14 protein-coding genes are annotated in these 12,831 nt (G+C 41.7%); 13 read left to right on the forward strand and 1 reads right to left on the reverse strand.

Annotated elements, in window-relative coordinates:
- Nucleotides 1–158 precede the first annotated feature (158 nt).
- Nucleotides 159–929, forward strand: a complete 771-nt coding sequence (locus WJR50_RS30615; protein ID WP_341297142.1) for a carbonic anhydrase — start codon at nt 159–161, stop codon at nt 927–929.
- A 59-nt stretch (nt 930–988) separates the two neighbouring features.
- Nucleotides 989–1,687: a DUF2490 domain-containing protein gene (locus WJR50_RS30620; protein WP_341297143.1), complete on the forward strand. Its 699-nt coding sequence runs from the start codon at nt 989–991 to the stop codon at nt 1,685–1,687.
- Nucleotides 1,688–1,873: 186 nt separating this feature from the next.
- Here WJR50_RS30620 and WJR50_RS30625 read toward each other — a convergent pair whose 3' ends face one another.
- Nucleotides 1,874–2,182, reverse strand: a complete 309-nt coding sequence (locus tag WJR50_RS30625; protein WP_341297144.1) for a hypothetical protein — start codon at nt 2,180–2,182, stop codon at nt 1,874–1,876.
- 403 nt (nt 2,183–2,585) lie between these two features.
- Here WJR50_RS30625 and WJR50_RS30630 point away from each other — a divergent pair, with 403 nt between their 5' ends.
- The 11 genes from WJR50_RS30630 to WJR50_RS30675 all read left to right on the forward strand — a co-directional run bounded on the left by WJR50_RS30630 (nt 2,586) and on the right by WJR50_RS30675 (nt 12,694).
- On the forward strand, nt 2,586–3,173 hold the full coding sequence (locus tag WJR50_RS30630) for a Crp/Fnr family transcriptional regulator (protein ID WP_341297145.1): 588 nt from the start codon (nt 2,586–2,588) through the stop codon (nt 3,171–3,173).
- A gap of 141 nt (nt 3,174–3,314) precedes the next feature.
- A complete protein-coding gene (locus WJR50_RS30635) occupies nt 3,315–6,488 on the forward strand; it encodes a TonB-dependent receptor (RefSeq protein WP_341297146.1) in 3,174 nt (1,057 codons plus the stop codon).
- Between the two features lie 77 nt (nt 6,489–6,565).
- On the forward strand, nt 6,566–7,906 hold the full coding sequence (locus tag WJR50_RS30640; RefSeq protein ID WP_341297147.1) for an alkaline phosphatase family protein: 1,341 nt from the start codon (nt 6,566–6,568) through the stop codon (nt 7,904–7,906).
- A gap of 138 nt (nt 7,907–8,044) precedes the next feature.
- Nucleotides 8,045–8,290, forward strand: a complete 246-nt coding sequence (locus tag WJR50_RS30645; protein ID WP_341297148.1) for a hypothetical protein — start codon at nt 8,045–8,047, stop codon at nt 8,288–8,290.
- Between the two features lie 48 nt (nt 8,291–8,338).
- Complete coding sequence (locus WJR50_RS30650) at nt 8,339–8,830, forward strand: Crp/Fnr family transcriptional regulator (protein ID WP_341297149.1); 492 nt, start codon at nt 8,339–8,341, stop codon at nt 8,828–8,830.
- Between the two features lie 76 nt (nt 8,831–8,906).
- On the forward strand, nt 8,907–9,770 hold the full coding sequence (locus WJR50_RS30655) for an alpha/beta fold hydrolase (RefSeq protein WP_341297150.1): 864 nt from the start codon (nt 8,907–8,909) through the stop codon (nt 9,768–9,770).
- 253 nt (nt 9,771–10,023) lie between these two features.
- Complete coding sequence (locus tag WJR50_RS34320) at nt 10,024–10,143, forward strand: hypothetical protein (protein ID WP_445223507.1); 120 nt, start codon at nt 10,024–10,026, stop codon at nt 10,141–10,143.
- A gap of 37 nt (nt 10,144–10,180) precedes the next feature.
- Complete coding sequence (locus tag WJR50_RS30660) at nt 10,181–10,945, forward strand: CPBP family intramembrane glutamic endopeptidase (protein ID WP_341297151.1); 765 nt, start codon at nt 10,181–10,183, stop codon at nt 10,943–10,945.
- A 121-nt stretch (nt 10,946–11,066) separates the two neighbouring features.
- The gene (locus WJR50_RS30665) at nt 11,067–11,744 is read left to right on the forward strand and encodes a cyclase family protein (RefSeq protein WP_341297152.1); all 678 of its coding nucleotides are present in this window, start codon (nt 11,067–11,069) and stop codon (nt 11,742–11,744) included.
- A gap of 11 nt (nt 11,745–11,755) precedes the next feature.
- Nucleotides 11,756–12,130, forward strand: a complete 375-nt coding sequence (locus tag WJR50_RS30670) for a VOC family protein (protein WP_341297153.1) — start codon at nt 11,756–11,758, stop codon at nt 12,128–12,130.
- A 30-nt stretch (nt 12,131–12,160) separates the two neighbouring features.
- The gene (locus tag WJR50_RS30675) at nt 12,161–12,694 is read left to right on the forward strand and encodes a GNAT family N-acetyltransferase (RefSeq protein WP_341297154.1); all 534 of its coding nucleotides are present in this window, start codon (nt 12,161–12,163) and stop codon (nt 12,692–12,694) included.
- Nucleotides 12,695–12,831: the final 137 nt, after the last annotated feature.

Below are 12,831 nucleotides of genomic sequence, written 5' to 3' on the forward strand. Positions count from 1 at the left end.
ATGACGAGCCGTAATTCTTTAGTCGGCTTTAGACGAACCCAAATCTACCGGGCTTTCAGCCGGTATGTAGTTTAATTTTTGCAGGGAGTCCCTTTTTGTCGGTACAAAAAGCCCTGAAATTAACTAAATCCCACAATCACAATTAAATCAAACGAAAGATGACAATCAAATATATATGTTCAATCCTTTTATTATATCTGTTTTTAGGTAGCAAGGCAACTTATTCCCAGCAGACCCCTGATGTCAGTCAGTATTTAAAGATCGCTGAGGGTGAGTACTCCGCCGATAGGGACAGCGCCAACATAGACCCCTACTATGCGCTCAGAAAGCTTATTATTGGTAACAAACGGTTCTATGAGAATAAAAGTAAATATCCCCGACAGACTGATGAAGACCTGAAATCTGCCGGAAACGGTCAGAAGCCTTTTGCCACTATCGTTGGCTGTGCGGATAGTCGGGTGCCCAATGAGATCATCTTTGACCAGGGAGTAGGTGATTTATTTATTACCCGTACAGCCGGTCAGGTCATGGCGGAGGCGTCTTACGGAACCATTGAGTATTCTACCGAAGTGTTGAACACCAAGCTCATTGTGGTATTGGGCCATGAATCCTGCGGAGCGGTAGACGCTGCCATGAAGTTGCCAGCCAATCCTCCCGGCCATGTGGTTACACTGATCAATGCCATCAAGCCAGCAGCCCTTGCTGCCAAAGAAGCCAGGCTCAATGATCAGGAAAGTCTTGCGCTGGCCATTCGTGAAAATGTGATCAAGCAGGTGAATGAGTTGCGTAGCCTGGAGCCAGTACTGAGCCGCAGGTTTGATCAGGGAGAAATTCTGATTGTAGGGGCTGTATATGACCTTGATTCAGGTAAAGTAGAGTTTGTTGAAGAAACTATCGCTAGTCTGCCCAGATTTTCTGTTGGCAAATAATAAAAACTACATATTTTTGACCAGTCGGTGGAAGTGTCATCGGCTGGCTTTATTTTTATATGATGAAAAAAACTCTTGTATTTATCGTTGTTAACCTTTTTGGTTATTCTCTCTTTGCCCAATCCGGCCCGGATGAAGACCAGTTGGGTGCCTGGTATATGTACTTTTTTCAAAAAAGATTCAAAGAGAGCCAGTGGGGGGTACAGGGTGATTATCAGTTTCGTTTTTGGAATGTAGGTGCTGACCTGGAGCAACTTCTCTTACGTACTGGGGTGACTTATCGTCCCGAATCCAATGATATCATATTTACCATGGGTTATGCTTATATCGGCACAGGTGCTTTTGGAGAGAATGATAAGATAACTGCTGAACACAGAATCTACCAGGAGGCGCTCTTTCCGCAAGTGATAGCTTCGCGTTTCTTCCTCACACACCGCATCCGCTATGAGCAGCGTTGGGTAGAAAGCCAGGACTTTCGGACGCGCTATCGCTACAATCTTTTTCTTAACATACCGCTGAATAAGATGAAACTAGAAAAAAATGCAATTTATCTGGCGTTGTATAATGAGATATTCATTAACGGGCAAACGGAAGTAGGGGATGGACAGCGCGTTCAGCTTTTTGACAGAAACCGCACTTACCTGGGTCTTGGATATGGTATTTCTAACTCCTCCAGGTTGCAGGTAGGGTGGATGAAACAGACTACTGCTGCCTGGGCAAAAGGACAGCTTCAGCTTAGTCTTCATCAAAACTTTTGATAACACAATGCGCGTCTGAACTTAACAACCATCATAATAATTTTAAAAAGCAGAGCAAGAAGCTAATTTGTTTAAAAATAATAGTTTCAAGTACAATAACTTTAGCTAAATAAAAGACAACTCTCTGTAAATAAACTCATGGTTTAAGTAGATTATCAGCAAATCTTTTTTGTATGGTTCAGATAACTATGTAATAACTCTTAATGTATATTCTCCTTTATCTGCTTTTGGAAGGTAGATAGATTTTGCTTGAGCGTCAATTTCTAATTTTAAGATCTCATTTTCATCCTTTTCAACCACCCAACTTCCGGGAGAGAGACCCGCTACAAATACTCCTTGCTTATCTTGAGTTAACTCAAATTTTACTTCGCTTAATAAGTTTGAGTCGGTATTAAAGTAAATGACATAATCAAGTACGCTTACGCCCTGTAAATTTCGTGATACCACACTTTTGAATTCAAGAGGCTTTTCGTTCTCAGCATTAGTTACTCCCATGGCGTGGAAAAAAAGGTCTTTTTGCTTTTCTTGAGGAGGAGAAACTTCAATTCGCCATGCTCCCTCTTCTGAAGCAGAATTTCCCTTCTCAATGGCATAGTTTGTCTGAGTTGACTCTACCCAAAAAGCTTTACAATTGCCACCAATCTTTTTGATTACAGCCTGCTCTCACTAGCTTTGAGAAGCGTATGAGTACTTTTTGGAAAAAGTGAAAAGTGTGGGGATGCTAAAATGGGAAGTATGATATACAGGCGAGGTCAAATTTCATGAAGAACATGTCAAAATTAATTTGACAATACAGATCGTTGACTAGATGATAACAAAAACTTAATATTCAAGTATGATAAGCCAGGCTTTGACGTAATATTTTTGAGTTAATTACTATCAAAAATTATTTCTTAGCATGTTCAAAGCCCCTGAAATACCAAATAAAATTTTAAATTATTCACAAAAAATCCTTAATCCTTATTCAAAAGGAGACTTTGTATATCTGCCAGATGACCTTAGTATCAATATTTATATTATTAAGAATGGTCTAATCAAAATTGGTAGTTATTCATCTACGGGTAAAGAGGTGATGTTTGATTGTATATTTCCTTCAGAGTTTTTTGGTAACCTCAAGTATCTGGAGGGTGATTTTTTTAATGAATATGCAAAAGCACTTGTAAATACCTCTCTTATTGAGATAAAAGTTGATATCTTCAAAAAGTTGATACAATCTGATATAGAAATTGCAAATTGGTTTCATGAAATCTCAACGCTTCGCTGGTACAGGGCTGAATCCAGGCTTTTTCGGATCGCATCAGAAAAGCCTCAAGGAAGAATCAGTCATTTACTTCCTATGCTTTATGAAAAAGTTACTGACAGAAATGATAAAACTTATGAGTTGATTGAATTGCTTAGCTATCAGGATATTGCTGATCTGAGTGGTCTGAGTCGCCAGTCTGCTGCTCGCTTAATAAAGGAATCAATCAGAGAAAAGGAAATATAAGAAGTTAAATAAATTTAAAGTAAACCCTGCTTCAAGTTAACAAAATATGAAGAAGCAGTTAAGAAGACTTAACTGTTAAATTTTAACATTTCTACTCCATAAGCTCCCTCTAGTTTTGCGGAAAATTAAAACCAATAAACTATGAGGAATCAATCTTTACTAATCATTATCTTGGGATGTATGTTGTTGTGGTTCAGCAACATAAGTGTTGCCCAATCCACTGACGCATCTGTTACAGGAACCATCAGTGATACAGATGGAGAGCCATTGCCAGGTGCTACGGTGATGGTAAAAAATCAATCCACTGGTTTTGAAACAGGAACGGTTACCAATATAAACGGTAAGTACGATATTAAGCAGCTACCCCTGGGTGGACCTTATACTGTTATTGCTTCATTTGTAGGGTTTAGTGATACTAAAAAATCAGGTTTTACCCTGAATCAAGGAGATCAGATCGTGCTTGATTTTACTTTGAGTGAAACAGCAAATGAATTAAGTGAAGTTATCATTACCGATCAGGATCTCAGGTCACGTGTTCAGAGAGAAGGAAATGCATTAGCCATCAATGCTGCTCGTATAGAAAAGCTACCTATTGAAGGTCGTAACTTTACCGGGCTTACCAGCCTGTCACCATTACAAGGAGGAGGCAGTATCAATCTCGGTGGCCAGCGGCGCACCTCAACCAATGTAACAGTGGACGGCGTAAATGCCCGTAACCAGCTTACTGCCGGAGAAATAGGACGAGGCCCCTACACAGTTTCTATAGAAGCAATCAGAGAGTTTGAAGTTGCTACTAACGTTTATGATGTCACACAAGGTCGCCAGGCCGGTGGAGCTTTGAACGCAGTGACAAAATCAGGTACCAACGAATTTGAAGGAAGTGCTTTTGTATATCATCGTAACGATGCCCTTGCCAGTCAGGTAGATATAAGGGATAACGAACGTGATCAGGATTTTTACAACTACCAGTGGGGATTTAGCCTGGGTGGGCCAATCATCAAAGATAAGATGCATTTCTTTGTAGCTTATGACCGACAGGATGCAGGGGAGCCGGTGTTTATTACAGACATCAATAACGAAGCTGATGAGAGTCGCCTGGGAATACGTCAGGATACCTTACAAAAGTTCATAAATATTGCCCGTGAGCAGTATGGCGTATCCGATGAGCAACAGGTAGGTGAATTTTCTCGTACCACAGTAGCCAATACGCTTTTTGCCAGAGTTGACTGGCAATTAAACAGCAAACATAAACTTACGCTAAGAAACAACTACACCAGTTGGGATAACCCCCTTAGTGTTTTTGATAACGCGGATATAGAATTGGCAGAAACAGTAGGTAGTTTTGACTCCAATGAAAATAGTTTACTGCTTTCGTTGAGATCAAACCTGAATCCAAAGCTTACCAATGAGTTAAAGGTGCAGTACCAGAGGGCGGAGCGCGCTTTTGCCCCTAACGCTCAGCTTCCTTTCAGTAATATTCCTCGGGCCATTGTCAATGTTACTTCTCCTTTTCCTACAGAAAATGACCCCGACGCCACCCGTACCAGAGAAGTACAAATTGGTGGACAGCGATTCACTCCGGAGACCAATCTGGAGCAACAGTTTCAAATCGTAAATACCACTTACCTTCAGGCAGGAAAGTTCAACTTCACCCTGGGTACCGACAATATGATCACCTACCTGGAAACCTTGCTTTCTAATGAGCAAAACGGACGATTCTTCTTTTCCAGTCTAGAGGATTTTGAGAATATGAATCCCTCTCGTTATGCGCGTGAAGTCCCTCTTCAGGGCCTGCCCATTGTGAAACAAACTGTGCTGGATATGTCACTCTTCGGACAGGTAGAATTTGACCCTTTTCCTAATGTGAATGCTATGTTGGGAGTACGCTATGATGTGACTGCTTTTCTGGATGATGCAGCTTACAATCCTACCGTAGACAATGAATTGGGAATCCGTACGGATAATAAGATTGTAGATTGGAATAACATCCAGCCTCGTTTTCAGACTACCTGGGATGTGAAAGGAAGAGGGGTTGATTTTATCAAATTCGGTGGGGGTATTTTTTCTGCCCAACCTCACTACTATGCGCAGGTGAATAATATCCAGAATAGTGGTGTGCTCTTGGGAGCAGTAGATGTCAGTGGAGATCAGGTTCCCGAACCAAATTTTGTGGAATACCGCCAGAATCCAGGGAGTGCACCCGGTATACCTGAGGGTGCTGATGTGATTTCTACCATCAATGCTGTAAGTGATGACTTTGAAGTGCCTTCTACTTTCAAGGCCAACCTAAGCTATACCCGCCTGTTCGGTGATCGCCTGAGTGTAACAGTAAACGGGCTTATTAGTCGTACCTGGAATAACTATGTGTACCAGGAGCGTAACCTGGTGGATGATCCTTACTTCCGTATTGAAGGAGAAGATAATCGTGGCGTGTTTGTACCGGCCAATACCATAGATGAGATGGGCCGGAACAATTGGCTGGATTCTCGTAAATCTGATCAGGTAGGCCGCGTATTGGAGCTTACTTCAGAGGGTGAAGTTAATCAGATGGCTCTGGTACTGGATTTTAACTACAGAATCGGAAAAGATGGTAGCTTACAGGCAAGTTACACCTGGAATCGTTCGCGGGATAATTCATCTTACAACTGCTGTGTAGCCAATACCTCTACTTTCCTACCGGTGAAAGATGATCCTCGTGCTCTGAACTGGGGTTTTTCTGATAATCATTTTGACAACAAGCTAGTCGTTAACTTTTTAAGCCCTTCATTCTACGGATTTAATGTAGGGGCAACTGTCATAGGAATTGGTGGAACACGCTACTCTTTTCTTGTATCAGGGACAGGTAGCAGCTTAAATGGAGATTTCAACCTAAGAAATGACTTGGCCTATGTATATGACCCCAATGATCCCTCCACGCCTGAAAACATAAGAGAAGGTATCCTGAGTGTGCTGGATGATCCGGAAACTTCTCAAAGCACCAAAGACTACCTTAGAGATAACTTTGGTCGGATTGCAGACCGAAATGCCGGGGTCAACCCTTTCTTCGCCACCATGGATCTAAGAATCATCAAGAGCATATCACTGGCGGGAGATCATTCCCTTGAATTTACTGCTGACATGTTCAACTTCACTAATTTCCTTAACGAAGAGTGGGGCGCTGATAATAACCTAAGCAGCAGTCGAAACCTATTACAGATAAACGGTTTTGATCAGGAGAGCCAGAGCTATCAGTACAGTGTGCAGAGTGGGGTAGGTACAAAACCTATCAATGGTACACCCTGGAGACTTCAACTTGGGGTGCGGTATAGTTTCTAAGAATAATATAAGAGAAAGCCTCGGGTTGCTGAGGCTTTCTTCATTTTATAATAACTCATTAGGCAAAAAGACATATCATGAACAAATACTTTTTTATTGTAATATTGAGCCTTACAAAACTGTTTGCTTTTGGTCAATCTACCCCATCAGAGCATGTGGTGCTCATTTCAGTAGATGGTTTTCGTCCTGAATTTTATCAGGAAGAAAAATGGCCTGCTCCTAATCTAAAGCAAATGGCTCAGGATGGGGTGTCTGCCTCAGGCGTTAGAGGAGTTTTTCCTTCTGTAACCTATCCTTCTCATACCACAATGATCACCGGGGCAAAGCCTATTGATCATGGAATATATTATAATGCTCCATTTGAGGCTGAAGGACAGACGGGTAGATGGTACTGGGAAAGTGAACTGATCCAAGTACCAACCTTATGGGACGCTGTAAGAGAGGCAGGTTTGAAAAGCGCAAGTTTCATCTGGCCGGTATCTGTCGGGGCACCCATTGACTACAATATCCCTGAAGTATGGTCGCTGGAAGAAGGCTACGGTAGAATTCAGCCGATGCGTGACCATCAGACACCGGAGGGTTTTTTGGAAGAAATGGAAAAAGAAGTACTGGGAGAGATCAACGAGCGCACATTCAATGGTGATTATTTAAACCGTGAAGACAGAATAGGAGAAATGGCTGCCTATGTACTGGAAAACTATAAACCCAACCTGATAACTGTTCATTTGATAGCGGCTGACCATTTTCAGCATGAGCAGGGTAGGGAAGGAGAAAAAGTACATCTTGCGATTGGCGCCATTGACCGGGCAATCGGAAAGATCAAAGAAGCAGCGGAGCGGGCAGATATTCTGGACAAAACTACCTTTATCATTACCGGAGATCATGGGTTCGTAGACATTCACACTACAATAGCACCAAATGTGTGGCTGGTTGAAGCTGGTCTTCTGGAAGATAGGAAGGACCGGGGAGAATGGAAAGCGGCTTTTCATACCTCAGGCGCTTCAGCATTTCTACATCTCAAAAATCCTGATGAACAGCAAACCATAGAGCAGGTAAAAACGATTTTGTACGAACTGCCAGACAAATACCAGAAGTTGTTCAGAGTAGTAGATAGAGAAGAACTAGATGAAGTAGGAGCAGATCCCAATGCTGTGTTAGCTTTGGCTCCTGTACCTGGTATCAACATGTCCTCCTCAACCTCTGGAGAAGTCCTAAGATCGGCGAGTGGTGGTACACATGGTTTTTATCCGGATTTCAAGGAAATAGAGACTGGTTTTGTCACTTGGGGAGCTGGAATCTCAAACCGAAAGCAAGTTCCTACAATCGGACTGGAAGATATTGCACCCATAGTAGCCTATCTTTTACGGCTTGAGTTCAAGCCTAAAGATGGAGTGTTATTTCCCGGAATAGTTAGGTAAGTATGTACAGTTTAATTTTATTAATGTCAATTATTTTAAGGCTTATAATGCATTCTACATAGAATTCATGTGCCTGTATATGAATGAAGATTTGGTTTTTCGGAATGTATCTGATAGAGAAGTGGACTTGGAGGCCTAATGGCGTTCAAAGGGCAGGCTCAAAAAGCCAAAGAGATCTTTAGTGAGCGGGAGCAAAATATTTCAGATATTTTGGTTGGCGCTTATTTGGTCTTCGCCTGCATTGACTATATTGTTGTAGTAGCTGTTGATATCTATGTACATATGAAATCCGGTGATACAATACTTTTGCAAGGTAAATCTTCTTTTTGCTTCCAGGGTAATGAGATCAGCAGAATTTTAAATGAGCGTAAAGGTTTATTCTAGCCCTTGAAAGAAATTATCAAACAAGTACTGCACGACTTTTCTGGTGTTTTGAGCGAGGAGCACTATCCTAAAGGTTTCATGTTACACCGTCAACAGACGGTCTGCAAGCACATCTATTTTGTTACTAAAGGTGTTATAAGGTCCTTCTATCTTAAAGATGGAAAAGACATCACTGCCCACTTTGCCATTGACATGGGGGTGATTTCGGCAGCCGATAGCTTCATCTTTAATCGCCCCAGCCGCTACAACCTGGAAGTGCTTGAAGACACTACAGTGTATACTATGACTCGTAATGAGTTGGAAAACTACCTGGAGCAACACCCTCATTATGAGCACACTGCCAGGTTGTTTGTAGAAGAGCTCTACATGGACCTTGTGGATCGGGTTGAAATGCTAATGTTCTACAGCGCACAAGAGCGTTATGAGGCGCTTGTCCTTCAAAGTCCTGATATTGTCCAGCGGGTCAGTCTTGGTCACATTGCTTCTTACCTGGGAATCACACAAGAAACCCTTAGTCGTGTCAGGGCGGCTGCACGATGATTTTTTTTGATAAATGTCAAAGGGTTTTACTGACCAGTAGATCAACTTTACGGGATACACCATCTACCACATTGATATGATCCGCAAAATAAGCTATAAAAGTTACCAGGTACATGTACATCTAGAAGGGGAAGGAGGAGAAGTAGTTTTGATGTTGCATGGGTGGCCCAGCAATTCCCACCTTTGGAAAGCCCAGCGAGATTTTCTCAAAGATAAATATAAGGTCATCACCCCGGACTGGCTAGGCTTTGGGAATTCGGATAAGCCCAAAGCTCATCAATACTCTCTGGCCAGTATGGTAGAAATTCTGGACAATCTTGTTGAACAGATGCTTCCTCATGAAGAAAAACTTACAATTATAGCCCATGACATTGGTGGTCCTGCTGCCCTGTTGTGGGCCAGCGATCATCAGGATAGAGTCAATTCTCTTATCATGCTAAATACCCTTTTTTATAATTTCCAGACGCCACTTGATAAGTTAGGACACTTTGTTTTCAACTTACCGCTCATCAATCGTATCCAGTTGAGCGACTTTGGATTGAGCAGCCTGGTGCTGAATCTGCTCAAAAACAAGCAAAAAGATAGTCTGCAATCAGCCTGTGAAATGTTAAAAGGACATGAAGCCTGGCCGCATGCAATCCGTCGCAAAACGATTATTGAGCCTTTGGATAAAGAAGGTAGAAAGCAGGTAAGTAAGCTAGCCAGTACTTTTAAGACGTTGACTATTGATAAGTACCTGATCATTGGACGTAAAGATCCTTTGTGCTTTGCCCATATGCAGCGCATCCATGAAGAAAACACAGAGGTGCCTGCCTATTTTCTGGAAAACTGTGGACATTATATTCCTCTTGACCAGTCTAAAATGTTGAATAAGCTACTTGAGCAGATTTTAGCTCCATCAAGCCAGGAAAAGCAGAAAATGGATTATGGAAATGCATAGGGTTGTGTCAACCAAGCTGAAGAACTGTAAGCTGCAAGTAATGAAAAAGAATATTCCAGTAATCTATGGGCATCCTGATCCAGAAAGCTACAAGTCTGCATTAAGTCCAGCTTAATTAGAAGGCGTACTTTTTAACCACCCTGATGTGGAAATAATCAATAATAATAAGCTGAGTTTAAATCCAAATCTCAGGTTCGGCTATCGCCAAAGAACTGAGACAGAGCCAGACTTGGTGTAGACTCAGGAACAGATTATCAATGCCAATCACCTGGTTTGTGTGTATCCGGTATGGTGGTGGTCGGTAACCGCCTTGATGAAAAGGTATTTTGAAATCCAGAAGGTACAATTCTCTATGAAGCGTTTCAGTTTTTAAAATCATTGGCAGTTGCGTCTACACTTTACTTTATTTTATGAACAGAATTATAGTTTTTAAGAGTGTCATGGTAGTGACAGCTTTGCTGGTCACCTACTTTTCCATTGATATCCTGAATGCGCTTTCTTTTTCTTTAGAAACCCTTCCTGAAAATGTTTACCTGAAAGGCTTCCTGTGGAGACTTCTGGATTACAGCGTGCTATTGCTGGTAGGATGTTTGCTTTTCTGGAAACACCTGCCAATACTGCTGGGGATGCGTCATTCTTTAGCAAAAAGTTTTGCTTTTGCGTGTGTGCTGCCTATGTTCATTATTTTTCCTTTCTACTTTGAGATGAACCTGGCACTGGATGTGATAGCAATTTTCAATCAAGTTCTATTGCCTGCTTTTTTTGAAGAACTGGCCTTCAGAGCCTTGGTGTTTGGTGCTTTGTTCGGATTCTGCCGCTGGCCATTCTGGCCGGCCGTACTTATCAACGGGATTGTATTTGGACTGTCGCATCTGTACCAGGCACATGACCTAACCGGAGCCATCAAGACCTTTTCAATCACCTTCATAGGAGCAGTCTGGTTTTCCTGGCTGTATGTAAAATGGAACTACAATCTTTACATTCCATATTTCCTGCATATGCTGATGAATTTTTCCTGGTTACTATTTGAAGTAAGTCCGGGAGCCGCTGGCAATACGGTAGCAAATGTGACACGCTTACTGACTATTTTTCTATCAATTTATTTTACATTCTACCTCAGGCATCAAAAGCTTCCCTTTTCCTGGAAAAACTTTAAGGTCATTCAAGATGCATAATGAAGAAATATGAAGAATGGTTTATAGCCAGATAAGTAGTTATTTGATACATTGGTATAGGTATCAGAATGTAAAATGTGGATTTGATACGAAAAACGAATTATCTGAACCTTATCGTAAGATGATTGAAAAAATAATTGATTTAAGTCACGTAATTGATGAGCAGACGATCACTTACAAAGGCTTGCCTGCTCCCATCATATGTGACTATCTTTCACGCAAAGAATCAGAAAAATATTACCAGGAAGGTACCACTTTTCAAATAGGAAAGATTGAAATGGTTTCCAACACTGGCACTTACATTGATGTGCCGTTTCATCGCTTCGCTGAAGGTGAAGACTTGGCGCAAGTAAGCATTGAGCGTCTGGTCAATCTCAATGGTGTATGTATAGATGTATCTGGTTTGGATCGGAAAGCAATTGGAAAAGAAGTCTTTGATGGTTATGAAGTTAAGGAAAAGGCTGTCCTAATATTTACGAATTGGTCGCGGCATTGGGGCACTGATTCATATTTTGAAGCACACCCTTACCTTACTCATGTAGCAACCTATTTAAGTCAGCAGAAAGTAACTATGGTAGGTATTGATTCCCACAATATAGATGACACTTTAGGCAATCAACGACCTGTGCATACTATTCTGCTAGGTGAAGGTATTCCTATTGTTGAGCATTTGACTAATCTGTCGGAATTGACAAAGTTTAAACACTTTGTATTTCATGCTGCACCACCCAAAATTTTAGGAATGGGCACATTTCCTGTAAGAGCCTTTGCTGTAGCTAATGAACATGCTTTGATATAACCATTAAATTTATGAACCTCAACCAAGTCACCATACCTTCCCTTGATCTGGGTAAATCAGTGCCTTTTTATCAAAAACTAGATCTTAATCTTATCGTAGAGGCATTGCCTCACTATGCGCGCTTTACCTGTCCGGAAGGAGATACCACCTTCTCCATTCACCAGGTAGAAAGCATAGCTGAAGGTGAGGGCATTTATGTATATTTTGAGTTGGAAAATCTGGATGAGCATGTCAGACTGTTAGTTGCTGAAGGTATACTGGTTAACGAAATGCCCACTGACAAAAGATGGCTCTGGCGGGAAGCCCGGCTTAAAGACCCTGACGGTAACCAGGTGGTTCTCTATTGGGCCGGGGACAATCGCCTCAATCCACCCTGGCGGATTTGAACTCATATTGCTATAATCACAAGACAAATAATGAAAAATCTTTTCATCAGGCAGGAAACAGAAAAGGACCATTCGCAAGTGTATGAGTTGATCAGGTTGGCTTTCCAGCATGAACCTCATTCTGACCAACAGGAGCATCACCTGGTGGAAAGGCTGAGAAAATCAGAGGCTTATGTGCCTGAGCTCTCCCTAGTCGCTGAAAGAGATGATCAGCTGGTAGGGCATATTTTACTTACGAAAATTAAAGTGGTCTATCAAAAAGATAAACATCTCTCACTCGCCCTTGCACCCGTATCGGTGCTTCCTTCATTTAGAAATCGGGGAATTGGAGGAGCACTGATCAATGAAGCGCATGCCGTGGCCCGTCAGTTGGGTTTCTCTTCGGTCATCCTACTGGGACATGCAGATTACTACCCTCGCTTTGGCTATCGTCCAGCCAATCAATTTAATATTCGCCTGCCCTTTGAGGTACCGTATGAAAACTGCATGGCCATTGAGCTTAAAGAAAACGCACTGACAGATGTAAAGGGCATGGTGGAATACCCCAAGGCATTTTTTGAATGAGGTAATCATTTGATATAAGTCAAATTATTACACTTTAGAAATAGTGCTCAGGTATCCGGTTAAACAGATTGGATTTTGTAAATAACTTGGTTGAGAGTATTTACAGAGCTTAGAATAAGGGTTGGAATATACTAGAT

It is taken from the genome of Catalinimonas locisalis (assembly GCF_038039535.1).
Classification (GTDB): domain Bacteria; phylum Bacteroidota; class Bacteroidia; order Cytophagales; family Cyclobacteriaceae; genus Catalinimonas.